We start from the raw sequence: 26400 nt of genomic DNA on the forward strand, positions 1-26400 counted from the left end.
TTCTCAGTTTTCAATTTTTGGAGGTGTTAAATTTGGGAAAATTGTATGGTTTCAAAGAATTCAAAAGAGAAACTGCAAATAAACGCCCTGTAAAAGATAGAATTAAGGACTCTAAAGAATTATTCATAGAATTTCCAGTTGAAAAACTGCGTCAGCAAGGTGCAAGGTGCATGGAATGTGGTGTTCCTTTTTGTAACTGGAGTTGCCCTCTAGGAAACTTAATTCCAGATTGGAATGACATGGTATATAAAGAAAAATGGGAAAAAGCATATAACAGGTTAACCCTTACAAATAATTTCCCAGAGTTCACTGGCAGGATTTGTCCCGCCCCTTGTGAAGGTTCATGTACATTAGGAGTTAATGGAGACCCTGTTGCAATAAGGGAAATAGAATTAAATATTATAGAAAAAGCATTTTCACAAGGATGGACAAACCCTTTAGAGCCTAGAGTTCGGACTGGTAAAAAGGTCGCTATTGTTGGTTCGGGTCCATCGGGCCTTGCGGCAGCTGCTGAACTTAACTCTGTAGGCCATGATGTAACTGTTTTTGAAAGGGACGATGAAATAGGCGGGCTTTTAAGATATGGCATACCAGATTTTAAATTAGATAAAAGCATAGTTCAAAGAAGAGTGGATTTTATGATTGAGGCAGGAGTTAGCTTTAAAACTAATGTAAATGTCGGAGTTGATTATTCTGTAGACACTCTTTTATCTGAATTTGATGCAGTAGCTTTAACTGGTGGTAGTACAATTCCTAGAGATTTATTAGTTGAAGGCAGAGAATTAAAAGGTGTACATTTTGCTATGGATTATCTAAAACAACAAAATAGAAGAGTTTCAGGCAAAACAATAGAAGCTAGTGAGATAAATGCTAAAGGCAAAGTTGTACTGGTACTCGGAGGCGGAGATACTGGCTCAGATTGTATTGGAACTGCAATAAGGCAAGGAGCTAAGAGCGTATATCAATATGAAATTATGCCAAAGCCCCCTGTAGATAGAGACGACACAATGCCATGGCCTTCATACCCTAGAACACTAAAAACTACTACTTCTCATGAAGAAGGTTGCAACCGCGATTGGAATATTACTACAAGAAAATTCACTGGTGAAGATGGCGAAGTTACTACGCTCCATGCATCTAAAGTTGAGTGGACACGTAATGAAAAAGGTATGCAACAAATGAGTGAAATACCAGGTTCAGAATTTGAGCTCAAAGTTGACTTGGTTATTTTAGCTATGGGTTTCTTGCATCCACAACATGAAGGTATGCTTACGGACTTAGCTTTAGACTTTGATAACCGAGGAAACGTTATTGTAGATGATAATTATATGACTAATTTACAAGGCGTTTTTGCAGCTGGAGATATGAAAAAGGGCCAATCATTAGTTGTTTGGGCAATATATGAAGGTCGCGCAGTTACTAAAAATATTGATAAGTATTTAATGGGGGAAACTTCATTAAGGGGGTAAGAGCAAATAGTACAATCAGTATGAAATCTCTCCTGCGTGATTCGAAATAAGAGCTTGAAACGTGAAATTCCATCAAATAATTCTAATCTTTTGCCAATATAAATTTCTCTAACGCTCACATTCGGCTTACAGCCGGTTCCCTAGCCTTCCTTACAGGAGGCTCACGAGAATTTTATATTGCCAAAAGAAGAATTACTAAATGAATTTTCAATGTTTCTGCTCTTCTTATTTGAAGTCACTTTCGGAGAAAGTTCATACTATATAGTAATTAGCACATCCTATGGTATGTATTTTAATAATATAAAAGATAAGAAGAAGGTTTTATTTAACACAGCCTTCTTCCTATCTTTTATATTTTTCAACCTTTAATAAGATCCACAAATGTTGACTTAACTTTGCATCTTACGAAAAATGTAAGTAACGAGAAAGCATCTATCCTCGTTATTTTCAATTTTCGACTAATGTTTTTTCTGGACTTAATGGTATGTTACTTCTATTATCAAATTTTTTATCCCAGCATTCTTTCTTTTATTTTGTTCCCTTTTTTTTTAAATTGTTCATTACTCGCAAAAATCATTAACAAAACCACTGAAAAACTTGTCCACTCCCATTGAGTTGTAATAATCCCTATCAAATTCAAAAGCCTACCACATAGTAATCAGAGCAATAATCAAAGTGCCAAATTTCAAATTTTTCTTCATATAACCTTTATCTCCAAATATAAATTATCCTTGCAGCACATAATTAAAGAACAGTTCAAATTAACTGCCCCAGCGGTTAAAGCTATAACTTTATTTTACACTCTTTTAATATCCTATATCCACTGCAATTTTTGAAAGTAAATCCCAATTCTCCTTATCATTAGGATTAATACTCATAAAATACAAATACCGTTGTATTTCTTCTTCTTTTTCAGTAAAAGCTATCGATCTATTAGTAGATTGAGGTGTAGCATTTATTGAAATGGACATATAAAGTTTAGATAGTGCAGTTGAACCTCCAGTTTTATTTTCAACGTTAGCATAGGACGTAAAAGGTAATATAGATATAGCTGTATGTAAATATGCAGATGCCTCCATATAGTAAGATATTTTATCTTCCTCATCAACTTTACTGTAACCAATCCCAAAGCAACCTACAAGTTCATAAATGCAATGTATAAATACCTCATTCGCTTTTTTTCTTTGTATTTTTTGATTAATGAAAGCGTAAGTTGCAAATAGAAAACTGATTATCAGAGCTATTATTAATAAACGTTTTTTCAAAATAATTCCGCCTTTTTATTTAATGTATTTTCATATTGATTCGTCATAGCTTACACTTATGTATGTATCGTCCTTTTATGATATAAATAACCTATAATAAAATTATAACATATTTTTCATATTATACTTAAGTAATTATTTAATAATCAACATAGAATTAGCACACTCATGAATTGGATAAACTTCGCCTTCTATACACACTCATAATAATGCCTACGGATACCATATTAATAATCCCTAAAGAGCCTCCATAGCTTATGAAAGGAAGTGGAATTCCTATCATAGGGAATAAATTTAGATTCATTAATATATTCGTTGCGAATTGAACTATAAATATACTAATCAAACCGCTTATAAGTAATCGTCCATAATTATCTCTAACATATTTTGAAACATGTAGAATTCTATATATGAAAGAAACAATAATAGAAATAATAACCGCGGCTCCAAGCCACCCAAAAGTATGTACTATATAAATAAAAACAAAGTCTGATTGCATCTCAGGTACCTTTAACAGTGCCTCATTTGCAGAAAACCCATGTCCGAAAATTCCAGATGTATGAGCTATTTCGTACATCTGTACATTCAAGAACCCTACTCCTCTCGCATCCGAGAATGGGTGTAAAAAAGTAAAAAACCTACTTATTCTATATGGTTCTGATATAATATAATACAGAAAACAAATAGTATTAAGTGCAACAATGTAAATTACATATCTTTTTTTCATATTAGATTTAAGAGCTAAAACTATAAATGTAATAAAATAAATTCCACAGTAACCTAATCCTTGAGCAGCTAGCATTAAAAGCATTGGAATAATTAAATACCATACAGCTTTAATTAAATTCATTTTTTTATTCCAGTCATCGTTATTGAATATACCTGCTAGTGCTATTATAAATACATATAAACTAATTGCTTTAATATCAAATGTAAATCTTCCTACACTGATAAAAGGACTTCCATTTATAGGGTGGCTTATAAAAAATGATAAGGTAAATAATAAGCACATGCCTACAAAGATATGTTTCGAATACTTTTGAAGTTTTCTATAGTCAAAGAAATATAATAATACTATACCTATAGTACCAATAGCAGCATATAATAAGCTGTGCTTAAATAGATAATCACTACTTCTGAATGAATTTTTATATTGCATGAGATACATCAATGCAACACCTATATTAACGAGTAGTATGGTTAAAATTAATGTAATCCAATCCGGAGTTCCCTTATGTGCTATGTTTAGCTGTTTACCTACTGCTTCGCCATCTCCCATGCGTTCAACAGCTCTAATTACTGATTCTTCTTGTACTATTCCTTTTTCAGCATATTCGCCTACAATATCCTCAATATGTGAGGATAGCTCTTGTTTTATTTCTTTATGAGCTCCCTTATACTTTACATAAGAACATACATAATCTATATATTCACTAATTTTAGAATTATCTCCTACGTCCATAATATAGCCCCCCCTAATATTTTATCAACTGTAGAACGGAAAGTTGTCCATTCTTCCTCTTTTGCCTTTAATGATAATCTACCTTCCTCCATTATCCTGTAGTACTTTCTAGGACGTTTTCCAGAACCCTCACCCCAATATGCCACAACTAATCCTTTTGCCTCCAAGGTATGAAGAATTGGATAAAGAGTTCCTTCCTTCAATGTAAACACACCGTTTGATTTTTCTTCCATTTCTTTTATCATTTCATAGCCATACATTGGTTTTTTATCAATTAATTTTAAAATGAGGATTATCGTACTTCCCTTTAACAGTTCCTTGTTTATTGACATGTTATTGCCCCCCTTATATTTTTATGGCATATGATACCATTTATACCTAGTAATCCGATACATTGATATCATAAGTATAATAATAACATTATATTCCAAAATGTCAATATAGAATATAAATGAGAATTAGTATATTTTTAATTATGTTTTAACAATACCTCTTCTATAAGCTACTTCCAAACCCTTCAAAATAAAAACACCTAGAAGAACTTCTTCTAGGTGTTTTTATTTTGTCATATATTACATATCATTACTTTTAGGAATTCATGATTTTCTACCCTTCCATTGCCTGGCAGGGGTCACTCATTTGAATAACTTTCTTTAGAACTAGCACAGTTCTACTAGGTGAATACACTATAATCCCAGGTTTATTCCCCTTATTTCGTAATGTTTTCGCGCTGTATATATAATCTGTTGCAATTCTGTGTTGGCCACCAAATATCGTTTCATCACTATTAAAGATAATCTTATATTCACCCATCTCGCCAGTAGGTAGTTCATATTCTGAGAAAGAAGCAGATGGATTAAAATTAAATAAAAATACTAATTCACCTTTTCTGAAAGCAATCATATTTTGCTTATCATCAGTCCAAAGATTTTGGAGGTCTGTTGCACTTAAAACATTATATGTTTTTAATAAAATTAGCATTTCTTTATCAAAATTTGACAAATATTCATACTTAAGATCTTTATTTTCCATCAGACTCCATTGTCTTCTTGCGTAATTATAACTCCAATTATTACCTTCTCTTGGGAAGTCAATCCATTCCGGGTGACCAAATTCATTCCCCATGAAATTTAAATAGCCTTCACCAGCTAAAGTTATAGTAATAAATCTAATAAGTTTATGAAGTTCTACTGCTCTATTTATTATTAAATTATCATCACTTTTTAGCATGTGAGAATACATTTCCTTTCCGCCTAAACGGAACATTAAGGTCTTGTCACCTACAAGTGCTTGATCATGTGATTCAGAATACCCTATATTCTTTTCCTTAGGCCGTCTATTAGTTAACTCGTGCCACAACTGACACATGCTCCATTTTTCATCTGGCAGTTCTTTTAACAATTTCACCCAAAGATCAGGCACTCCCATAGACAAACGATAATCGAAGCCAATGCCACCAAAATCAACTGGCAGACACATTCCAGGCATTCCGCTCATATCCTCTGCAATAGTTACTGCATTAGGTTTTACTTCTCTTACTAAGTCATTAGCAAATTGAAGGTAAGTAATTGCTTCTATATCCGTATCCATACTAAAGTATTTACTGTAATCCGAGAACACTACTCCAAGCCCTTGGTGGTGATATAACATCGATGACACACCATCAAATCGATAACCATCAAAATGGTATTCCTCTAGCCAAAACTTAATATTCGACAAAAGGAAATGAAGAACTTCTGGCTTCCCATAATTAAAAAGTTTTGTACCCCATGCTGGATGATTCCCCTTAACTCCAGTATGGAAGAATTGATAATCAGTTCCGTCAAACTCATTAATCCCCTCAGCTATATTCTTAATTGAATGAGAGTGTACTAAATCAAGTAATACCGCAATTCCCATAAGGTGGGCAGCATTAACTAATGCTTTAAGCTCTTCAGGGGTTCCAAACCAAGATGAAACAGCAAAAAAATTAGATACTTGATAACCAAAAGAGGCATAATATGGATGTTGCATTACCGCCATAAGCTGCACAGTATTATAACCAGCAGCCTTTATTCTTGGAAGAATATTTTCTGTAAACTCGCTAAAAGTACCCATTCCTTCTTTTTCCTGGGACATACCTACATGAGCCTCATATATAAACAATGGCAATTCGCTATCAACATGAAATTCACTATCCCGCCACTTAAATTCAAAGTCTGGTTGCCAAATTTGTCCTACAAAATCATTAGTAATAGGATCCTGCATCGTCCGCTTAATATAAAGAGGAATTCTATCTCTTGATACACCTTTAGCCACTACCCTTACCTTAACATAGGATAAATGTTTTAGGGCTTGTACCCCTGGCAAAAAAATCTCCCAATTTCCACTTTCTTTTCTTATCAATGGATGTGTTTGAGGATTCCAAGAGTTAAAATCGCCAATTAAATAAAGAGCATCAGCCATAGGGGCCCATTCTCTATAAACCCATCCCCCCTTAATTAAATGGAACCCGTAAAATAAGTCGCCACTCGCAAAAGAGTCAAAGCTTTGATTATTACCAAGTAATTCTTTTTTACAAGATGTATAACGGTCCACTCTAATCCTAATATCACTTTCAAACGGCTTGAGATATGGATCAATCTCTATTATTTTGATGTTTTTATTTTTATAATCCTCCATTTAAAAATTCCTTTCGTATTTGAAATTATTGCAAGTCAAAATATTTATTACTAATATATCTAATTCGACTAAATATTATCAATTCCTTTGTTCTTCAAATAAATAAATAAATAAATAATAAACTCAAAAATAATTATAACGACTTAAATTTAGTCTATTAGTAATGAAATTATTATATCTATTATATTTTTCTCAATTGATATTATCTTGTTTTATAAGGGCGTTTATTATAGCTGAACTAGCTATAAATAATAACCCAGCTTGTGGTGCAATCATTGTAAAGTCAACCAGTCCATGCCCAATTATTACAGCTTGAATACCTGCCAGCATTGGAACTAATCTACAATTCTGTGCATGAAGTATCTTTAAATTTCGGAATAAATTAATTTTCATATAGGTATATATGAGAAGCCCAACAGCTCCAAGTGTTGTCATAATAGTAATCCAGATATTGTGACCGTGGTATAGGGTTGCATAATAATACCCTTTCATGAAGCTTTCTCCATGGTCAGTTATCCCCATAATACCCCAACCCGTAAAAGGCTTAAGTTTTATCATTTTTAAACATCCATCCCATATTCCAAAACGACTATTGAATGAGGTATCGAAATCATGTCCGGTTAAATTTTTAAGCATTTCTGGTGGTACAAAAGTAATTACAGCCGTAATTATAAATATTGTGATAAACAGCCATATATCTTTTTTATTACCTTTAAGTAGATAAAATATAAAAACGCCAAATAATAGCCCCATAAAAGCACCCCGAGATCCCGTTAAACACAATGCAATAACAAAGAGGATTGTCGCTGTCTCATAAAATAATTTTGCAGTTTTTGATTTAATGCTACAAAAATAAATACCTACAAGAATCATTATAGCAAACCAGTTCCCCGCTACATTAGGATTACCAAAGGTGCTATATATTCTACCATTAACTGCTGGCTGAGCTGTACTTTGAAGAAATGCCCCCCAAATATTAAAATTAAAATACTCATATAACACTTTCTCAATAATTCCAAAAATTGCTGAGAACAGAGAAAAAAACACTAAATGCATATATATCTTTTCCACCATATTTTCATTTTTACAATAATTTTGCAAAAAAATACTAACACATAGATATATAAAGAGAGCAAACGATGCAACAATTGATGTAAAACTATAATTTATAACTCCTACTATTAAAGACCAAATAAATAGTAAACAAAGTCCTATATTCCAATAATTTTTATCTATCTTAATTTTTTTAAATAACACCATATATATCATATATAATAATGGTATTATGGTCGTATAAGGAGAAATGATTGTTAATAAAACTAAAATGCCCATAATAAAGCCACCTTCATCTCTAGTATTTTTTTTCGTAAGCATAATGATAAGTGCCCAAGAGAATTACCTTATCATTTTGTAAACTGCAATTCCATTAAGTACTAATATTAACCTTGTCACCTCTTTCTATTATATACTAGCCTTGGTATTATTGTTTACTTTATTAAAAGGGTATATTATTATTCTACAACATATAAGCCCTAAAGCTACACCGACTAAAATATCTGTAGGATATCATTTTTATTATCCCCCTTCCTCCATTATATCTCTTTTCCCATATTGTTTCAAAAAAATAAATGTAGCAAAGGATTACCCTTGCTACTAAAATGGCATAATAAAAGTTTTACCCGTTTTAGGATTTTTAGTTATATATACATCTAATCCGTAAACCTCTTTAATTATATCTTCTGTTAATACTTCCTCTGGAGTTCCATCTTTGTAAACTAAGCAATCATGCATTAGTATCATATGATTGCCATATGCAGCCGCTATGTTCAAATCATGTAGCACAGCAATAATTGTTATGTTTTTATTTTCATTTAATTGTTTTAATTGATTCATCATTTCAATTTGATGATGAATGTCTAGGTGAGAAATAGGCTCATCTAAAAGAATTATTCCTGTTTCTTGGGCAATCGCTCTTGCCACTACCACTCGTTGTCTTTCTCCGCCACTTAATGCATTTATGCTTTTATTTCTAAGACCCCAAGTGTTTGTCATTTTCATAGCTTTCATAGCTATTCCCATATCTTTTTCACTTTCTGAGCAGAATCTAGAAATATGAGGCGTTCTTCCCATAAGAACTATATCTTGTACTGAAATATCGAATTCGATTTCTGTGCTTTGCGGTACCACTGCTATTTTCTTTGCTAAAACCTTTGATTTCATTTGGGCTAAGTCCTTTTCATCAATAAAAACTTCACCTTTTTCAGGTTGCAGTGATTTTGATAATATCCTTAGAAGTGTAGTTTTACCTGAACCATTTGGACCTAGAATAGTGTGAAATTTTCCTCTTTCTATGTTTATACTAATATCCTTTAATACTTCCTGTTCAAAGGAAAAACTTACGTTATTTATCTCTATCAATTACATCGCCTTCTTCTTTGTTCTATATAATAAATATATAAAAAATGGAACTCCAAAAATTGAAGTAATAATTCCTACTGGTATTTCTGATGGAGGCACTACTGCTCTTGCAAGCGTATCGCAAATTATTAAAAATATAGCTCCCCCAAGTGCAGAAAATGGTATAACCACCCTATTATCTGGTCCAAAAATCATTCTAATAGAGTGCGGCACTATAAGACCTACAAATCCAATTATTCCACTTACAGATACGACTGCTGCCACCATCAAAGTACTTATTAAAAGTATATACTTTTTTAATCCATTTACATCTACACCAAGACTTCTAGCACTCTCTTCTCCAAGAACCATGATATTCAGATCTCTTGAAAATGTAAAAATAAATAAAATTGAGGGAACTACTATTATAAACAGTAAAATTACCTCGTGATATCCAGCCGTTGAAAAACTTCCCATCGTCCACATAACTATTTTTTCAATATTATCTCTATTAAAGGTCATCATTAATGAAATAATGGATGATAATAAATAATTTATGGCAACACCCGATAGTAAAAGTGTGGTAACTGGAACTTTAGTACCGACTCTCGCAATATTATAAACCAGAAAAGTAGTTATTATAGCACCTACAAAAGCATTGAATGCCACCATGCTCATCCCTAAAAAATTGATTTCATTAAGAAAAACCATGGTTATAGTGGCCCCAAGTGCAGCCCCTGATGAAACTCCGAGAATAAATGGATCTGCCATTGGATTTTTGAAAATACCCTGAAAAGAGGTACCAACCACTGAAAGTGCTGCTCCTACTAAACAGGATAAAATGATTCTAGGAAGTCTTAACTTTACCAATATGATTGCAGATGTAGGATTAATTCCATCTAAGGATACACTGTTATTTAATATTGGAATTTTGCTTATAATAATTAGGGCTGTCTGTTTTAAAGAAATATCTGCTACCCCAAAATTTGTTGCTACAATCATTACAATTAGGAGTAAAAATACCCCTACTGCAAAAACTCGTCGATAATAACTCTTATTTTCTATAAACGTCATGGTTATTTAACCCCTTTTATTTAAAAAGTTCAGGATGAACTAATTTAGCAATTGCTTCAAGTCCTTCTGCAAGTCTCGGTCCCTGCCTAACAATAATGTTTTCATCAATCTCCAATAATTTGCCGTTCTTAACTGCATTCAAATCTTTGTAACCATTGGTAGCTTTTATACCTTTTTTTGAATCATAGAGCTTTGAACAAATTAGCACATCAGGATTCTTTTCTACAAGCTTTTCTACACTGTAGTTCCAACCAACTACGTCGCCCGCAGCATTTTTTCCGCCAGCAATGTCTATCATACTACCTATAAATGTATCTTTTCCTGCTGTAAAATCACCACTCTTGCCAAATCCTGCTACATAGTACACTGTTGGCTTCTTAGCATCCTTAACCTTATCAGTTATTTCTGCAACTTTCCTTTTCATATCTGATACTATTGTCTGGGCTTCCCCACTAGCATTTACAACCTGACCAAGTTTTGACATTGTGTCATACACACCATTAAAATTTTCTTCACCACCAAGCGCTACAACCTTTATATTAAGAGCCTCTAATTTTTTAATAATAGCCTTATCAAAAAGAGCTGATACAATAACTACATCAGGTTTTAATTCAACAATTTTCTCTACACTTGGTTGCAATAAGTCACCAACAGATGTAACCTTAAGGGCCTGAGCTGGGTAATCATCGTAATCACTTCTACCAACTACACTGCTTCCTTTACCAAGTGCATATATTCCCTCTGTTATATTTGGTGCAATTGTAATAATTCTTTTAGGTTCTTTTTCAATGATAACCGTTCTATCATATGAGTCAACTACCTTTAGCGGATATACTACAGCGTTAGTTTCCTTTTTAGTAGTATTAAGCGACCCTTTATTCTCACCTTTGCTGCCACACGCGCTAAATACAACACAAACAAAAACAGCTAAAACTAGACTTATTATACTTTTTCTTTTAAACATAAGTTGCCTCCATAAATTTTAATTTTTTAATTACTTATTTAATTTTAATTGGGATACCACAAACCACCATGTGAACTTCCTGAGCCCTTGATGCAATATACTGATTAACTCTACCCGCAATATCTCTAAAAACCCTTGCCATCTTGTATTCTGGTACAATTCCAGAGCCAATTTCGTTAGTTACAAGAATTATTGTTTTTAAGTTTTTTTCTGCTTCGTCAAGAAATACTGCTACCTCTTGTAAAATCCCTTTTTCCATTGCGCTTATAGCTTGATTATTAAGATCATCGAACTTATCCCCCGCTTCATCAAACATAAGATTTGTAGTCATTATTGTAATACAATCTAATAAAATCGTATCAAACTGCATTTCTTCGTTATAGAATACCTGTTTTAAATTCTTATAGCCTTCAAAGGTATACCAATTAGCTGGTCTTCTTTCTTTATGTTTTTTTACTCTGTCCTTCATTTCATCATCAAACGGAATTGAAGTTGCAATATAAAGTACGTTGCCCTTCTCTTCTTTGGCTAGCTTCTCAGCATATGTACTTTTCCCACTCCTTGCTCCACCTGTTATAAGTATAATTTTTTTCATAGTATGCTCCTTATTATTTTAATGATATACTCTAATGTAAAAAAATCAGAAAATAAAAAAACCACATCTCAAGGATGTGGAATAATGCAATTAAATTTTTCACATATTGGATAACCCAATATTATTGTTAAATCACGCATTTTTCATCCTCCCTCCGAAGACTAAAATTTCAAGCAATAGGCAGGTTTACTGGCTTTAGCATCATCTTACTCTCCAACCTTCTCAGTTTCCCAATGGTTCTTTGGATTTCATCCTCTAATACAGTAGCGGTGGGCTGCAGTGGTTTTATAATCACTTTCCCTTTTAACCCCTGTTACAGGGCACCTAAAACAATATTTAATTTTTATTAAGTTGACTATTTTTATTGTAACATCAAAAAAATATTAAAGCAATGTAAATCATTCTACCTACTTTCTAACGCTATTTCAGTGTTTTATTTAAGTAATATTCCATTACTCCTTTTACAATAGGTACCACATGGTGACTTCCACCTTTCTCTTTAACGTTTTCCATTAACATTGATACTACTATTTTAGGATTAACTGTATCCATACATATAAACCATCCATTTTCTTCTGCAGCTTTATCCTTGTCATCTTTCTTAAGTTCCGCTGTTCCAGTTTTACCCGCGAGAGCTTGCCCATCAACTCTTGCCGCATGACCTGTACCATTTGGGTTATCGATAACTCCAGTGAGACCATCTTTTACAAATTTTATATTATCCGCGGAAATTGCATTAGCTTTCCATACCTTAGCCTTTACCTTTTCATTCAAACTTTCTAAAGTTGGAGACATAATATTTCCATCGTTAACAACTGCGCTATACGATAGTGCAAGGTGAAGTGGGCTCATAAGGACCTCCCCTTGACCATAACCAGTATCTGCTAATGCTACATCATTCTTAATGTTGTTACCATTGGCTACTTGTGAATTTGCTATTGGATAATTTATTGGAAGCTTTTGACCTATTCCAAAATTGTTGCATCCTTTTATAAATTCCTCTTTACCTATATTAAGAGCTGCCTTTGCGAAATATATGTTATCAGAGTATACAAATGCATCCTGTAAATTCACTGACTCTCTCGGTTCACCAACCCTAGTAACCTTATTGAGTCCCCATGATTTATCCGGTTGCCATTCGTTTCCCGGTATGTTAATAAGTTCACTAGGTTTTATCTTCCCTTGCTCTAACCCAACTGCAGCCGTTATCAGTTTAAATGTAGACCCTGGAGAATATACAGCCTTAAATCTATTATTAAATGGATCCCCTGCTTTTTCCCATTCTGCCTTTTGGGTATTAGAAACATAAGTAGTAATTGCATTTGTATCATATGACGGCGAGCTTACTAAAGCCAATACCTCTCCAGTTTTTGGATTTATTGCTGCACTGGCTCCCGGCTCTTTATTCATCCCTTCATATATTTTCTTCTGTAGTTCACTATCTACTGATAATGTTATATTTTCACCTGCTTTTGATTCTTTTTTAAGAATTACAACCTTATTGTTATTATTTTGTTTTGATATATATATTGTTGCCCCATTTTCACCCTTAAGCTTGTCCTCATAAACCTGTTCAAGACCTGCCTTTCCTATTAAACTAAATGAGTTATACCCTTTACTAGAATTCTTTTGTAGTTCCTCAGCAGTTATCGGCTTTATGTATCCTATAAGCGACCCCAAAGCTTCCCCACCTGGATATACTCTACCTTTAGTCTTGTTCGGGATTACCCCATCAAGCTTCATAACTCCATCTATTTTTACTTTTTCACTACGCAATATGTTAATAATCGGTATAAATTGATCAGAATTTTCATTATCCTTTAGTTTATTTTCTATAACCGAAGCATCAATATCTAGTATCTTAGCCATCTGCGATATATTAGCATCCTTATTTTTAATAAATGTAATGGGTTTTATTCCAATCGTAACAATTAAATCATTTATTGCAAGTGGTTTTTTACTCCTATCATAAATTTCTCCACGTATAGCCACTTCTGGCTCTACCCTAACCTTATCTCCCGCTTCCATACTAGGAAATATCATTTTCTCATTCCAAACTAATGTCCACTGCTTTTTATTGTTAACTTCTTCCTTCACCATAGTAGCCTGGTAGCCTGGCATTTTTAATTGCCCTGCTGCAGTATCCATAACTATAGAAAATGGTATATTTATAGCTTTTTTATTTCCTTCCTTAATTTTATCTTCATTCTCCACATTAATAGATATACTTTTAGCCTCTATTCCACTATAAATAGCATTGTATTTGTCTACAAATTCCTTTTCAGTTATTGTTTCCTTAGTTTTAACTGAAAGCATGCTATACATTGTTTTGAAATCCTGCTTTACCCACTTGTTCTTATATGTATCAAATGTTTTTGTTGCACTATCCACTTTTGTAAAAAAATTAAACATAAATACTGCCATTACTATTAATATAATCCCTATCGTTGTAAAAAGTACTACTTTTAAGTTTTTTTTCGACATTTTTTTACCACCCCTTACTTATTATAACACTTGAACCGTATAATTAAATAGTATGATTTTTAAAAGTTTATTTTTTTGCATATTAAACAAATATATTATAAAATAAATTATATTAACTAGAGAATTAATACCCTCAGGATACTATTTTCAACACATCTTTACCCCTGTTGCTTATAATGTATTTAGTATATAATAACTATTAATTGGTGCAATAAATATTATACTCATTATTAAGGAGGCATTATTATGGATAATAAAGTTTATACTAAAAAAAGTAAAGAAGAACTAAAGAAGATCTTAACTCCAATTCAGTTTGAAGTAAGTCAGGAAAGCAGCACAGAAAAATCTTTTGAAAATGAATTTTGGAATAATAAAGAAGAAGGCATTTATGTAGATATTAATAGTGGAGAGCCCTTATTTACATCTCTTGATAAATTTGATTCAGGTTGTGGGTGGCCTAGTTTTACAAAGCCTGTTGAGGATGCTAACGTTAAAGAAAATAAGGATGCAACCCATGGTATGATGAGAACAGAAGTAAGGAGCAAATATGGTGACAGTCATTTAGGACATTTATTCAACGATGGTCCGATTTCCCAGGGTGGATTAAGATATTGCATAAATAGTGCTTCACTAAAGTTTATACCAATTCATAAGCTCTGCGATGAAGGATATGGAGATTACTTAGAATTATTCAATAAATAAGGAGAGCGTTTCTCGCTCTCCTCCAAAACTGTCGTTACAAGTATACCTATACTTGTAATCCATTAATAGCTACTTGCTGATTATCCAAAGCAAATATCTTATCTTTCCATTTTAAAGTATTTAAAACATATCCTAAGGAGTCTGCATGGTATCTTCCAGCTATTTTTTGATAACCCAATAGCTCATATACTTTATCTGAATCAAAATCCACAGGATATAAGCCGCTTATAGGATCAACGAATCCGTTGATTGGATTCTTTAGCTTTCCGTTTTCGTCGTATATTTCATTTAAATAATCGGCGTCCTTGTTGGATATATCTATAATGTATTTTTGGTTATTTTTCTTACTGATAACTTCAACCTTGTAATTGTCTTTATAAGTAACATCGTATTTGTATTGCTCATTATATACATTAAAGTCAAATAGTAATTTTGCTTCATTGTTAATAAACGAGTAAATGTAATAGTACATTATTCCACCACTACCACCTGTTGCAATACTTATTAAAATATCATCTACACCATCTCCAGTAAAATCCCCCAAAAATAGTGTAGGATTGTATCCTGTATTTTCACTAAGTGGTATACTAGCAAAATCACCTGTTATTCCATCTTGAATTACAAGGACGATATTTTGAGTATATGGACTATCTGGTGTCTTTATACCTGTTAAGTACACAGCATCTGTTATTCCATCACCATTTACATCTCCACTTGCATAACTAACAATGCTCGGATTTATCCTATTATATCTATTATACATAACTGCTCCTTTGCATTATAAGATTTATAAAATATCTTATGAGCCAAGCAATAAATTGTTCCATTTATTGATTTTTATAAGCCTTGTAATTGGGCGAATCTTCGCCAACTAATTTATCTAATTTCCAGTTATATCCCTTGTCAGCATCGTAAACAAGAAAATATAGCGCTACAAAAGAAACGTTTTTGTTTTCATTCTTTTTCTCATCTTTATAAGTAATACTTCCATAAACATATTTTATATTATCTAATCCCTTCTTAGACAATATTTCATTAGATTTAAAGGTCTTCGCTTCTTTAGCTGTTATTTTATGGTTATTAGACCACCAGAAAAATAAATTACTCCCTTCAATTTCGGCATTGGTAATAGAGGGTACTATTATCTCCGTAGGCACATTGTTTATTGTCCCACTATCAACGGTAGTTTTTGACCTGTTTAAAAAAGATATATTGGCGAAAGATATTGAGAAAGTATAATTAGTTGATAATACCAACTTTATTTCTCCCACTATACTCTCCCTCTTAGCATTAACAATTAATGTTCCATTTTGTACATCAAACTTTTTATCAGATATATTAATACTCTTAGTAAATCTATCATTTATAGCAAACCCTTTGCCACCAAAAAAACTTGAATAGGATACTGTTTCTCCCACTCCTTGTTCTTTTATAGTTTCAATAACCTTTTCATCAGAAAAAGTTGGTGATAAGACTAATTTAGATCCCTCTGCGCTGTTTTCTTCAATGTTATCAATTCTCCAAGTTTCATTTTCAAAAACAAGGTTACACTTTATCTTTCCTGTAGAAACCAGAAGTCCACTGTCTATAGAAGCTGTCACCAAAATTTCTTCTTTTTTGTTTTCTAAATCCGGTGTTCTTGAAACCATGCCAAGATTTGTGACATCTTGTCCACCTAATACTTTTGGTATATCTGCAATATTAATACTTAATTTTTTTAATCCAACCCAAAACTTCTTTTCATTCATACCTACCAACGGTTTCAATGAATTAACGCTCTCAACTATAATTTTAGGGCTAATCTTCCATTGATTTTTTCCTTCATCATTATATACTAGAGCCAAAGAAGTCTTTGCCTCAATAGCGCCATTGTTTAAAGTTAAATCTACTTTTATGTCATCCTTGCCCTTATATGTATTCCTACTATTTATCTTAAAGCTTTTCATATCATTTTTGCTTATTTTTATTACTGTTCCTTTAGGAAGAGTTACTACTTTTCCTAGCAAGTCGTCTTTTATTTTCACTTCATCCACTGGTTTAACAATAAAAACTGTGTATGCAAAGACTGCGACTGAGGTAACAACTAATAATGATATTATAGGTATAATTACTTTCCTATGCACAAATGTTTTTTTAAAATAAGCAAAAAACTTATCCCTTTTATCCTTTTTTATGTTTTCCTCAGTTATTGCAGGCATCGCTATCGTCTCCTGATGTTTTTCCTCTTTTTTGTCCGCTCCAACTGTCTTTTCTTTATCCCTGTTATTATTTTTATTAGTAATCCGTTCATCTTCTAAATCTATTTTTTCTTCTATTTTCTCTCCACAATATGGGCAAAATTTTAATCCATTAATATTAGTAAATTCATTCTTACAGCTGTTGCAAACCATTTTCTCCCTCCAAACATTTATATAAAATAAACAATATGTTGTATTTAATATATTATAGCCTGTTTGCATACTATGTTCAAACATATTCACATCACTGACTGTAGATAATATTAAAAACTAATATAAATAGTAAAATAAAAATATAATTTTGACTTACTAATTTTCTTCATATGAAACTGGCACGTTATTTATTCCAAGTTCTTGCGCTGCTGCATATTGATCATGGCCCGATACAATTACAAAGCTTCCTTTTTTAATAACAATAGGTTTGTTAAACTTTTTATTATTCTTCATATAATTTATTGCTTTGTTTTTTGAACGTTTTATTGACAAATCTTCATTTTCATTTACTAACTTTGAAATATCCATTATTTCGTCTGTTCCAATTGGCATTTCGTAATTTAAATCTATTTGACCATTCGCATCTTTTAACAGATTGAATATTTTAATTGATGATGCTTCAACTGAAATAAAAGGGGTTCCCTTGCTATTTACGCACGCTTTTAATTCACCTTTAATTACAAAATAATTTACATCCTTCATACCTATTACTGCATCTCTCCAATAATCTTTTTTGACAATTACTCTATAAATTGAATTCATATCATCATAAGTTCCTATTTTAAATAGTAAATTAACATCTCCATTCTCTAACCTATTTGTTTTTACAGGTAATCCCTTAATTATAATCTCACTCTTATTCATATTTAAACTCTCCTTTTAATTGTATATATTTTAGCTGTTTAATTCCAAAAATAAAACACCTAGAAAGCTCATAGCCCTTTCTAGGTGTTTTTAACTATATTATAATTTAACTTCATATTAGTTTTCACGCAAGTAAATTTACCTATAACTATGTTAGACGTTTTTAGATATTTTTCAACTGTAGAATTTTTTTCATTATAAGCTAACACAGACTTCACCCCATTCGTAAATTCAAAAATTTTATTTGTAAATCTTAACTATTACTTATCACTATTCTTACCTATACATCTATTATATCATTGTATGCATAAAGTTACAATTCAAACCCTACAATTGCAGGAAATAGCATACTTTTAGGGGTTAAACTATTTTTTTATGCTACTATTTTCCACTTACTTAACAAAACTTTCCAGTACTTAAATATATTTAAGTGCTGGGATTCTTAACTTAAGTCATCTCCTGCAAAGCTACACAGCTTCTAAAATGACGTTAAAATACAGTTCTAAACTGTTCAATGTGAGTAATTGTATACTCCATACATCCCATACCCATTGCAAAGAATGATACCATTATTATCAGTATTATTGCGCCAAAATCGTATTTCATTGCTTCTTTTTTGTTTATTAAGTAGGCTACAATAATTTCAATTCCTAGTAGAACTAAAACTAGGGGCCACATCGATGCTATTAGTAAATATTTAATACTTGGATTTATTAATCGTAGTAAAAACATTATTCCAAATATAACTAAAACTATTCCAGTAGTAAATGTTCCCACTCTACGTCCCTTAATCATTCATATCACACTCTTTTTTCTTGCCTATAATAAGTTTCGCACCCACAACAATTATTACAATACCTATTATTATCTGAGGGGCCATTCTTGTTACATCATTAATAAGACTATATAGTTCGCCCGACATATTCATACGTCCAAGTAAGGTGTTTATGATGTTGTTCCAAATTAAATAAATGCCTAGAAATACTAGTAATATCCCTGCAATCAAGCTGTGTTTCTTAAACATTCCTTTATCTATTTTCACTAATTCATCAAGAGAAAATAAATAATTATCCTCTAAAAGTAAAAACTCCTCATCCGTTGAATAACGTTTATTCATACAATCGAAAAACGAGTAAAACCAAATCAATGGTAAAACGAATAGTAGTGGCCCTATCGAAAGCCAGCTAGAAAGAAATATTAAAAAGAAAAATGCTGCCATAAGTGATAACCCCATCTTCATAAATCCCATATACATGTGACCTGCGCCAGGTAACATTGAAAAACTAAAGGTTAAAAATTTACTTTTTTCCTTTTTCATTATTAAAAACCTCCAAGTTAATTATTTTTTGCGAGAAATTATTAAGACTTCCATTAATTGCGTTTATAGTACTTAAACTCATAGGGGTTACCTCCAGTGTTTCACTTTTAGAATTGGCAACAAAATTTAATGGATTTGAAAAAACAAACATTAATGCTATACTTGCTGCCATTACTACCCTCATAGAATAAAAGATAAACTGAGTATTGCTTGCTTTTTTCTTATTTATTTTGTTTAGTATTTCCTGCTCAAATCCTAAAGGAGCATCAGTAAGTTCATTATCATCGAAACTATTAGCTAAAGCATCAGCACAGCCTTCACAATGGCAAATATGTTCTGATAATAAAATTAGTTCATTATCACTTAGAGATCCCTCTTTAAGCCCTTTTATTGATATTTTACTTAAGTGTCCGTTTTCTTTAAATAATGTACCACTCACATAAACTCCTCCTTCCATAAAACTTTCAACATCTTTTTGGATCTATAAAGATGTGTTTGCAATGTTTTCAAACTTTGACCTGTGTTTTTTGCCATATCAGAAAGTTTAACATCTTCACAAAAATAGTTTACTGACACCGCCCTATAAGGCTCTTTTAATTTCTTACATAAACTATATATTTTTTCGCTACTATGTTTTTTTAAAAGCGACTCCTCAGGTGTTTCCCCCTTATCCTTTATACCCTCAAAATCTTCATCAGGTATGCTGTGAATTTTTCTTGCAGGACTTTTAAGAAAATCTTTACATTTATTCACTGCAATTGTTGTAAGCCAAGCTTTAAAATTTACCCCATCAAATTTACCAAAGCTTATATATGCAGACAAAAAAGTTTGTTGTGCCAAATCCTCTGCATCAAAGTAATTTTTTGTAAAGGATAGACAAATAGTAATGATTAAACGTTCATATTGTTTTATATAGTTTGCAAACTGTTCTTTTTGAACAACCATCACCCCCTTTTTTGCCCTTACACTTAATATAACGATTGAGAAATAAAAAACACTTCAATTATAACATTTAAAATGTAATGTTATTAAAATTAATGTTACAATTACCATATAAATAAAGTACAATTTAACGACATTTCTCAAGGAACGTCTCCCACTTCTATAAGTGGGAGTTACCTACTATAAGTAGGCGTTACTTACCCTAACAAATAGAAAACTTCAGTGAGAGTATAAATCCCCTTCTGAAGTCGTTAATATACAGCTCCGCAGGAGATGATTTAATAAGCAATAGCTCTGTCAGGCTATCGCAAATGTATTTATATGATGGGAGGTAACAGTATGTTTAAATTAGCACTGAGTTCACTTATAATAGTTCTAGGAATAACACTCATTTTATTAGGAATTTATAATACCCAAAAAAAAATACCCAACAACAAATTCGTAGTTAATACTAATATAGGTTATTCCCTATCCCATCTGCTTCTAATTGATTACTTATGCACTTTTTAATAATTACCTTTAAAGTAGTACCACGTCCAAGGCAATATTCGATACAAAGTGTGCACTAATTATAATAACCCTCATATTATATCAGTAGATATTAATACTATAGGAGTTAGTAATAATGAGTAAAAAAGTATCAATTAACCTGCCAGATCATGTGTATAAATTAGCACTGCGAAAATCTAAATTAACTCATGGAGAAAATAATTTTTCAGGTTATTTACGTGAGTTAGTATGCAAGGAATTTACAGATAATGAACTAGAACATGAACTTTTAAAACTTAATGAACCCCTATGGTTAGGGATTACAAAGACAGCTGAGTATAACTCTACTTGTCAGGTATGTACTAATTCCATTTCTCCTGGAGAATTAATTTGTTATACTGACTTAGGATTTCAAGAAGACTATAAAAATTGGGTTCACAAGAATTGCTGCAGAAAAGATTAATAAGTAGAACTAGAGATGACAATTTAACCTCACTCTAACTTGCTACATACACTGAATCTAATAACGTAAAAAAATAGGCCTTTTGAAGGCCTATTTTTAATAAATAATCTATTTAGCTAAATCTTCTATAGAATTAATGTTCATATATTTAGGAACAACTAACCCTATTTTAGCTCCCTCTAGGTTTGGACCTAGATCTTCAACTTTACCTTTGTAGTCAGCCATATATTTAGCGTGTGTTCCTGGTAACCATGCTGCAACAATAGCATCTACATCTCCAGTAGCTACAGCCGCCCACATAGGACCTGATTCTACTTGCGTAAGTCTAACTTTGTATCCCATATCTTCAAGTACTAATGCAATTACATTAGTAGATGCAATTTCTGTATCCCAAGAAACATAAGCAAGCTTGACTTCCTTACCATCCACTTTTTTTGCACCCGCTGTCCACTTACTTACTTTATCTTTATTGTCAGTAATCCATTGTCTTGCAACTTTCTTTACAACTTCACCCTCGTTAACTTTAAGCATAACAGCTTCCATATCATCAGCTGTCCATGAAAATTGGTCTAAAATTTTATAAGCATCTGGCTTATCTTTTTTTAATCCTAAGCGTGCAATTGTATTTATATTTTCAGCACCACCGAAAGATCCTTTAGGATCCTTTAAGTATTTCAAATCATATTTACTAAACATCCAGTGAGGTGACCAACCAGTTATTATAATTGGCTCCTTATTTTTAATTGCATCTGAAAGTGCTTGTGTCATAGCAGCACCTGAGCTAGTTTGCACTTTATAATCTAATTTATAGTCTTTAACAGCTTTTTCAGCAGCTTGCACTACGCCCGCGCCCGCATCTATACCTGTAATCTTATAATTTAATTGTTTTTCAATACTTGAATTATCAGTCTTTTTTACTTCGCCACTTTTACTACTACATCCTACAAAAGTCAGAGCTATTAGACTAAATGTTACTATTCCAAATTGTTTCCAATTATTTTTAATCATTAATTTACTTACTCCTTTTATTTTATTTTGAAATGTCGTTAAATCATCTTCTTCGAAGCTGCAATATTAACAACTTCAGAAGGAGATTTACACTCCCAATTATAGAAGTGGAGACTTTCCTTCTGAAATGTCGTTAAAACCTTATGTAGTGTGTTTTTTATTTAGCGCTTGAGTAATACGATCCAATATCATCGCTAATATAACAATAGCTAAACCTGAAGCAAATCCTTGTCCGGCTTCATTTCTTGTAACCGCTCTAAAGACTTCAACACCTAACCCGTCAGCACCAATCATAGAAGCTATAACAACCATAGATAGTGCTAACATAATTGTTTGGTTAACCCCTGCCATAATTGTATTTTTCGCAATCGGAAGTTGAACCTTAAATAATTTTTGTGCAGGAGTTGACCCAAAGGCATCTGCTGCCTCAATAAGTTCTGTTGAAACTTGGCGAATACCAAAATTAGTTAACCTTACAACTGGAGGCATTGCAAATATAACAGATGCAATAATTCCAGGTACCATTCCTATCCCAAAGAAAGAAACAGCTGGTATTAAATAAACAAAAGCAGGCATAGTCTGCATAATGTCTAATATAGGCGTTACTATATCTTGCACCATTCTGCTTTTTGACATCCAAACTCCAAGAGGAATACCAATCAAAATCGATATTGAACTAGATGTTAAAATCAATGAAAGGGTAAGCATGGTTTGTTCCCAATATCCAAGATTTAGGATTAATAGCAACCCCAATAATGCAAATATAGATAAACCCCATTTTTTCTTAGTTATAAATATAGTTAATGCTACGATAATCAGTATAAAAACCACTGGAGGGATAGCTATTAATGCGTCACTTAACCCATTTACAACAGCATTTAGAATATCTTTAATTGGTTCAAAAAACCACTGAGCGTTATCTCTTAACCATGCTACAAGCATGTCAGCCCATTTAACTATTGGTATCGTTGGTATTTGTTTCATCGTTATTCACCTCATTTCCTGCAAGAGCCGCTAATACTGCACCTCGAACTATAATTCCTTTTAATATTTTTTCTTCAACAACAGCTACTGGTACAGGAGAATCGTGTATTATCTCAAACAAATCATTTAATGACAAATCTGGAAGAACTACAGGAACATCCGTAATCATAACATCATAAATATCTTTAGTTCCATTTTTCACTGCTTCAGCTGCCGCATCTGCAGTTACAACTCCTAAGAACTCTTTGTTTTTATTAATAACATAGATACTTGAAATTCCAGCCTGTCTCATACGTTTTAATGCAACTCGTGGACCATGTTTTTCTACATCTATGGTCTCTGGGCGTTTCATAACATGTTGTGCAGAAAAAACCTTGGATCTATCTACATCCTCAACAAACTTTCTAACATATTCATCAGCAGGATTTGTCATAATTTCTTCTGGAGTACCAACCTGCACTATTAATCCATTTTTCATAATTGCTATTCTGTCTCCAATTTTAAGTGCTTCATCTAAGTCATGCGTAATAAATATAATTGTTTTATGCATGGTTGCTTGTAAATCTATAAGCTCATCTTGCATCTCTTTACGGTTTAAAGGATCTAGTGCTGAAAAGGCTTCATCCATTAATAAAATATCTGGATTATTAGCTAGAGCCCTTGCAAGACCTACTCTTTGCTTCATCCCTCCTGATAATTGACTAGGATATTGATCCTCGTATCCTTTAAGCCCTACCAATTGTAATGATTCGAGGGCTTTTTCCTCAATTTCTTTTTTATCCATACCTTGTATTTCTAATCCGAATCCGGCATTCTCCAAAATAGTACGATGGGGAAATAATCCAAATCCTTGAAAAACCATGCTTAGTTTCTTTCTTCTAGTTTCTCTTAATTTATGTTTATCCATTTTCGCCAAATCCTCACCATCCACTAACACACTACCTGCATTTGGCTCGATTAGACGATTAATCAATCTAACAAGCGTGGACTTCCCACTTCCTGACAATCCCATAATGACAAAAATTTCTCCAGAGTGTACTTCAAACGATACCCTATTTACACCTACAGTCATTCCTGTTTCTTTTAAGATATCTGGTTTTGTTTTTCCTTCTTGTAAAAGCTTTATTCCTTGTTTAGGGTTTTTACCAAAAATCTTGGTCAAACCTTTAACTTCAATTTTCAACATTTATTCACCTCTTTGATTATTTAATCTATGTATTATTTGTAAACACATCCCTTTAGATTTAAGCGATATTCTTACATTGTACTAGACCTCGACAGTAAATACAAGTTTTCGACAATCGCATTTCTCCTATTATATTACATATATGCTATGAATAAGGTATTTGCATACTTATTCAACCTCCTGAATTATTAAAAATAATTAACATAAAAAGGTGTTCTTTATAAACACCTTTTCTTGTTGGATCTATTTTGTTATTGTGTTACATTTGTTGTTTTTCTATACAATGTTTTTACATTTAAGTTTTTTAATACTTTTCCATAAGAAGAATGCGGTTAGTGCAGTTGCGATCAAATCTGCACAAGGTTGTGAAAGCCATAATCCATCCAATTTAAAAAATAATGGAAGTATAAGAATAAGTGGAATTAGTACTATGACTTGTCTTAATATGCTTAAAATCATTGAGGTTTTTGCCTCATTTATTGCTTGAAAATAGCTTGCCCCTAAAATTTGAAACCCTAATATAGGTAAAAAGATTAAGTCTATTCTAATTCCACGTGCACCTAGATTTATTAGGTCAGTATTATTACCTACAAATACGCCAATAAGCTGCTTCGCAAATACTTGTACTCCTATAAATCCAATTATAGCAATGCAAGTGCCAAAAGTTATGGCAAGCTTTAAAACCTTTAAAACCCTTGGATACAATTTAGCCCCATAATTATATCCTATTATAGGCTGAATCCCTTGACTTATACCAAATATAGGCATAAAAATAAGCATTGATATACTATTTAATATTCCCATTGCAGCTATTGCAAGATCCCCTCCGTAAGAATAAAGACCTTTATTATATAAAATAATTACAAAACTTGATGCAATTTGCATAGAAAAAGGAGCCATGCCAATAGCAAAAATATCTTTTATAATATGTTTATGCAGCTTTAAATTGGCTTTCTTTATTTTTAGCACGCTTCCACTGCTTTTAGATGTAAAATATTTCAATACTAATATAGTATTAAAAGCTTGAGAAATTATGGTTGCTATTGCAGCACCTTGAATTCCCATATCAAAAACGAATATGAATATTGGATCTAATATAATATTAATAATTGCACCAAATACCATTGTAAGCATTGCCATTTTAGGATTACCCTCTGCTCTAATTATATTATTAATACCAAATCCTATATTTTGAAAAACAGCTCCCATAAGTATGATTTGTATATATGCTTTTGCATAGGGGATACTATTTTCACTTGCTCCAAATAAGATTAGGAGTTTATTTAAAAACAAAACTCCAAGTATACTAATCACTAATGATATTATCGTTATAAGTATAAAGGCATTTCCCAAAATATTATCTGCCGCTTCCTTGTTTTTTTCTCCTAGTTTTATTGATATAACTGCACTAGCACCTATCCCAATAAGCATTCCAAAAGCCATTATAATAACTGATATGGGGAACGTTATAGCAAGTCCTGAAAGTGCATAGGATCCTACCCCTTTAATATGCCCTATATACATTCGATCTACAATGTTATATAACGCATTTACAATCATCCCTGTTATAGCTGGCACCGAAAACTTAACCAGTAGTTTTCCTATACTTTCTGTTCCTAATTCATTTGTTTGATTCATAAAAACATTCCTCCATACTAAAAATATAAATTTAAAATGTCAGTAAGAAACTTTTACAATTTCCAGTAATTTTATATTATTCTATTTGAGTCACATATGTTTAGATATGCGGCATTAACCATTGATATACCTATTTTCTAGTATAACACATGTTCTACATTTTTTCTTATTCTGCAAGCCTAAATTATTCAATCTACTTCAGGG

The 26400-nt window shown here is 32.2% G+C and carries 25 protein-coding genes, 1 pseudogene and 1 riboswitch; of the genes and pseudogenes, 3 read left to right on the top strand and 23 right to left on the bottom strand.

All coding sequences use genetic code 11. From position 1 onward, the window contains the following. Positions 1–32 precede the first annotated feature (32 nt). Entirely contained in the window at positions 33–1469 is a 1437-nt protein-coding gene (locus KTC92_RS05085; RefSeq protein ID WP_216303667.1) for a glutamate synthase subunit beta, read from the top strand. 806 nt (positions 1470–2275) lie between these two features. On the opposite strand, the gene KTC92_RS05090 is transcribed toward KTC92_RS05085, so the two are convergent. The 11 genes and pseudogenes from KTC92_RS05090 to KTC92_RS05135 form a co-directional block, all read right to left on the bottom strand. After that, positions 2276–2734: a hypothetical protein gene (locus tag KTC92_RS05090; RefSeq protein ID WP_216303668.1), complete on the bottom strand. Its 459-nt coding sequence runs from the start codon at positions 2732–2734 to the stop codon at positions 2276–2278. 166 nt (positions 2735–2900) lie between these two features. After that, the gene (locus KTC92_RS05095) at positions 2901–4196 is read right to left on the bottom strand and encodes an FtsW/RodA/SpoVE family cell cycle protein (protein ID WP_220286887.1); all 1296 of its coding nucleotides are present in this window, start codon (positions 4194–4196) and stop codon (positions 2901–2903) included. Next, the gene (locus KTC92_RS05100) at positions 4187–4528 is read right to left on the bottom strand and encodes a PadR family transcriptional regulator (RefSeq protein WP_216303670.1); all 342 of its coding nucleotides are present in this window, start codon (positions 4526–4528) and stop codon (positions 4187–4189) included. The genes KTC92_RS05095 and KTC92_RS05100 overlap by 10 nt, the downstream gene beginning before the upstream one ends. 274 nt (positions 4529–4802) lie before the next feature. Continuing rightward, positions 4803–6857: an alpha-amylase family glycosyl hydrolase gene (locus tag KTC92_RS05105; RefSeq protein WP_220286888.1), complete on the bottom strand. Its 2055-nt coding sequence runs from the start codon at positions 6855–6857 to the stop codon at positions 4803–4805. A 192-nt stretch (positions 6858–7049) separates the two neighbouring features. Then, on the bottom strand, positions 7050–8189 hold the full coding sequence (locus KTC92_RS05110) for an O-antigen ligase family protein (RefSeq protein ID WP_216303672.1): 1140 nt from the start codon (positions 8187–8189) through the stop codon (positions 7050–7052). A 321-nt stretch (positions 8190–8510) separates the two neighbouring features. Next, on the bottom strand, positions 8511–9275 hold the full coding sequence (locus KTC92_RS05115) for an ABC transporter ATP-binding protein (protein ID WP_216303673.1): 765 nt from the start codon (positions 9273–9275) through the stop codon (positions 8511–8513). Continuing rightward, complete coding sequence (locus KTC92_RS05120; RefSeq protein ID WP_165414031.1) at positions 9276–10328, bottom strand: iron ABC transporter permease; 1053 nt, start codon at positions 10326–10328, stop codon at positions 9276–9278. It lies immediately after the preceding gene. A gap of 16 nt (positions 10329–10344) precedes the next feature. Further along, the gene (locus KTC92_RS05125) at positions 10345–11292 is read right to left on the bottom strand and encodes an ABC transporter substrate-binding protein (protein WP_216303674.1); all 948 of its coding nucleotides are present in this window, start codon (positions 11290–11292) and stop codon (positions 10345–10347) included. Between the two features lie 34 nt (positions 11293–11326). Then, a complete protein-coding gene (cobU, locus tag KTC92_RS05130; protein WP_220286889.1) occupies positions 11327–11887 on the bottom strand; it encodes a bifunctional adenosylcobinamide kinase/adenosylcobinamide-phosphate guanylyltransferase in 561 nt (186 codons plus the stop codon). Between the two features lie 161 nt (positions 11888–12048). Beyond that, positions 12049–12230: riboswitch (cobalamin riboswitch) on the bottom strand. Then, positions 12190–12252, bottom strand: a pseudogene (locus tag KTC92_RS18630) (hypothetical protein); the annotation flags it as partial. Its footprint overlaps the riboswitch before it by 41 nt. A gap of 55 nt (positions 12253–12307) precedes the next feature. Further along, the gene (locus KTC92_RS05135) at positions 12308–14371 is read right to left on the bottom strand and encodes a penicillin-binding transpeptidase domain-containing protein (protein WP_220286890.1); all 2064 of its coding nucleotides are present in this window, start codon (positions 14369–14371) and stop codon (positions 12308–12310) included. A 246-nt stretch (positions 14372–14617) separates the two neighbouring features. Between KTC92_RS05135 and msrB the strand changes: the two genes are divergently transcribed. Continuing rightward, positions 14618–15073: a peptide-methionine (R)-S-oxide reductase MsrB gene (msrB, locus tag KTC92_RS05140; protein WP_220286891.1), complete on the top strand. Its 456-nt coding sequence runs from the start codon at positions 14618–14620 to the stop codon at positions 15071–15073. A 46-nt stretch (positions 15074–15119) separates the two neighbouring features. On the opposite strand, the gene KTC92_RS05145 is transcribed toward msrB, so the two are convergent. The 8 genes from KTC92_RS05145 to KTC92_RS05180 form a co-directional block, all read right to left on the bottom strand. Further along, positions 15120–15836: an FG-GAP-like repeat-containing protein gene (locus KTC92_RS05145; protein ID WP_216303677.1), complete on the bottom strand. Its 717-nt coding sequence runs from the start codon at positions 15834–15836 to the stop codon at positions 15120–15122. 64 nt (positions 15837–15900) lie between these two features. Beyond that, the gene (locus KTC92_RS05150; protein WP_216303678.1) at positions 15901–17463 is read right to left on the bottom strand and encodes a hypothetical protein; all 1563 of its coding nucleotides are present in this window, start codon (positions 17461–17463) and stop codon (positions 15901–15903) included. A gap of 156 nt (positions 17464–17619) precedes the next feature. Continuing rightward, positions 17620–18168, bottom strand: coding sequence for a hypothetical protein (locus KTC92_RS05155; RefSeq protein ID WP_165414791.1), 549 nt, complete (start codon positions 18166–18168; stop codon positions 17620–17622). A gap of 80 nt (positions 18169–18248) precedes the next feature. Then, positions 18249–18377, bottom strand: coding sequence for a hypothetical protein (locus tag KTC92_RS05160; RefSeq protein ID WP_258280698.1), 129 nt, complete (start codon positions 18375–18377; stop codon positions 18249–18251). Between the two features lie 280 nt (positions 18378–18657). Beyond that, positions 18658–18963: a LiaI-LiaF-like domain-containing protein gene (locus KTC92_RS05165; protein ID WP_216303679.1), complete on the bottom strand. Its 306-nt coding sequence runs from the start codon at positions 18961–18963 to the stop codon at positions 18658–18660. After that, positions 18956–19486, bottom strand: coding sequence for a hypothetical protein (locus tag KTC92_RS05170; protein ID WP_216303680.1), 531 nt, complete (start codon positions 19484–19486; stop codon positions 18956–18958). The genes KTC92_RS05165 and KTC92_RS05170 overlap by 8 nt, the downstream gene beginning before the upstream one ends. Next, positions 19467–19925 (bottom strand): hypothetical protein, encoded by a 459-nt coding sequence (locus KTC92_RS05175; protein ID WP_220286892.1) that lies wholly within the window; start codon positions 19923–19925, stop codon positions 19467–19469. The genes KTC92_RS05170 and KTC92_RS05175 overlap by 20 nt, the downstream gene beginning before the upstream one ends. Next, positions 19922–20434, bottom strand: coding sequence for an RNA polymerase sigma factor (locus tag KTC92_RS05180; protein ID WP_216303682.1), 513 nt, complete (start codon positions 20432–20434; stop codon positions 19922–19924). The genes KTC92_RS05175 and KTC92_RS05180 overlap by 4 nt, the downstream gene beginning before the upstream one ends. Positions 20435–21053: 619 nt before the next feature. On the opposite strand from KTC92_RS05180, the gene KTC92_RS05185 reads away from it, so the two are divergent. Further along, positions 21054–21380, top strand: a complete 327-nt coding sequence (locus KTC92_RS05185; protein ID WP_216303683.1) for a hypothetical protein — start codon at positions 21054–21056, stop codon at positions 21378–21380. Between the two features lie 108 nt (positions 21381–21488). Here KTC92_RS05185 and KTC92_RS05190 read toward each other — a convergent pair whose 3' ends face one another. The 4 genes from KTC92_RS05190 to KTC92_RS05205 form a co-directional block, all read right to left on the bottom strand. Further along, positions 21489–22388: a glycine betaine ABC transporter substrate-binding protein gene (locus KTC92_RS05190; protein WP_216303684.1), complete on the bottom strand. Its 900-nt coding sequence runs from the start codon at positions 22386–22388 to the stop codon at positions 21489–21491. A gap of 141 nt (positions 22389–22529) precedes the next feature. Next, positions 22530–23372: a proline/glycine betaine ABC transporter permease gene (locus KTC92_RS05195; protein WP_216303685.1), complete on the bottom strand. Its 843-nt coding sequence runs from the start codon at positions 23370–23372 to the stop codon at positions 22530–22532. Further along, positions 23341–24558, bottom strand: coding sequence for a glycine betaine/L-proline ABC transporter ATP-binding protein (locus tag KTC92_RS05200; RefSeq protein WP_216303686.1), 1218 nt, complete (start codon positions 24556–24558; stop codon positions 23341–23343). The genes KTC92_RS05195 and KTC92_RS05200 overlap by 32 nt, the downstream gene beginning before the upstream one ends. A 276-nt stretch (positions 24559–24834) precedes the next feature. Further along, a complete protein-coding gene (locus tag KTC92_RS05205) occupies positions 24835–26196 on the bottom strand; it encodes an MATE family efflux transporter (protein WP_220286893.1) in 1362 nt (453 codons plus the stop codon). Positions 26197–26400: the final 204 nt, after the last annotated feature.

The sequence above is a fragment of the Clostridium sp. CM027 genome (assembly GCF_024730565.1).
In the GTDB taxonomy this organism is placed as follows: Bacteria; Bacillota; Clostridia; order Clostridiales; family Clostridiaceae; genus Clostridium_AD; species Clostridium_AD estertheticum_B.

Bases quoted from the DNA above. Each gene is read 5' to 3' on its own strand.
- KTC92_RS05095 (WP_220286887.1), bottom strand. From the start codon at position 4,196: ATGGACGTAGGAGATAATTCTAAAATTAGTGAATATATAGATTATGTA.
- KTC92_RS05100 (WP_216303670.1), bottom strand. From the start codon at position 4,528: ATGTCAATAAACAAGGAACTGTTAAAGGGAAGTACGATAATCCTCATT.
- KTC92_RS05105 (WP_220286888.1), bottom strand. From the start codon at position 6,857: ATGGAGGATTATAAAAATAAAAACATCAAAATAATAGAGATTGATCCA.
- KTC92_RS05110 (WP_216303672.1), bottom strand. From the start codon at position 8,189: ATGGGCATTTTAGTTTTATTAACAATCATTTCTCCTTATACGACCATA.
- KTC92_RS05120 (WP_165414031.1), bottom strand. From the start codon at position 10,328: ATGACGTTTATAGAAAATAAGAGTTATTATCGACGAGTTTTTGCAGTA.
- KTC92_RS05125 (WP_216303674.1), bottom strand. From the start codon at position 11,292: ATGTTTAAAAGAAAAAGTATAATAAGTCTAGTTTTAGCTGTTTTTGTT.
- cobU (WP_220286889.1), bottom strand. From the start codon at position 11,887: ATGAAAAAAATTATACTTATAACAGGTGGAGCAAGGAGTGGGAAAAGT.
- KTC92_RS05135 (WP_220286890.1), bottom strand. From the start codon at position 14,371: ATGTCGAAAAAAAACTTAAAAGTAGTACTTTTTACAACGATAGGGATT.
- msrB (WP_220286891.1), top strand. From the start codon at position 14,618: ATGGATAATAAAGTTTATACTAAAAAAAGTAAAGAAGAACTAAAGAAG.
- KTC92_RS05145 (WP_216303677.1), bottom strand. From the start codon at position 15,836: ATGTATAATAGATATAATAGGATAAATCCGAGCATTGTTAGTTATGCA.
- KTC92_RS05150 (WP_216303678.1), bottom strand. From the start codon at position 17,463: ATGGTTTGCAACAGCTGTAAGAATGAATTTACTAATATTAATGGATTA.
- KTC92_RS05155 (WP_165414791.1), bottom strand. From the start codon at position 18,168: ATGAATAAGAGTGAGATTATAATTAAGGGATTACCTGTAAAAACAAAT.
- KTC92_RS05165 (WP_216303679.1), bottom strand. From the start codon at position 18,963: ATGATTAAGGGACGTAGAGTGGGAACATTTACTACTGGAATAGTTTTA.
- KTC92_RS05170 (WP_216303680.1), bottom strand. From the start codon at position 19,486: ATGAAAAAGGAAAAAAGTAAATTTTTAACCTTTAGTTTTTCAATGTTA.
- KTC92_RS05185 (WP_216303683.1), top strand. From the start codon at position 21,054: ATGAGTAAAAAAGTATCAATTAACCTGCCAGATCATGTGTATAAATTA.
- KTC92_RS05190 (WP_216303684.1), bottom strand. From the start codon at position 22,388: ATGATTAAAAATAATTGGAAACAATTTGGAATAGTAACATTTAGTCTA.
- KTC92_RS05195 (WP_216303685.1), bottom strand. From the start codon at position 23,372: ATGAAACAAATACCAACGATACCAATAGTTAAATGGGCTGACATGCTT.
- KTC92_RS05200 (WP_216303686.1), bottom strand. From the start codon at position 24,558: ATGTTGAAAATTGAAGTTAAAGGTTTGACCAAGATTTTTGGTAAAAAC.
- KTC92_RS05205 (WP_220286893.1), bottom strand. From the start codon at position 26,196: ATGAATCAAACAAATGAATTAGGAACAGAAAGTATAGGAAAACTACTG.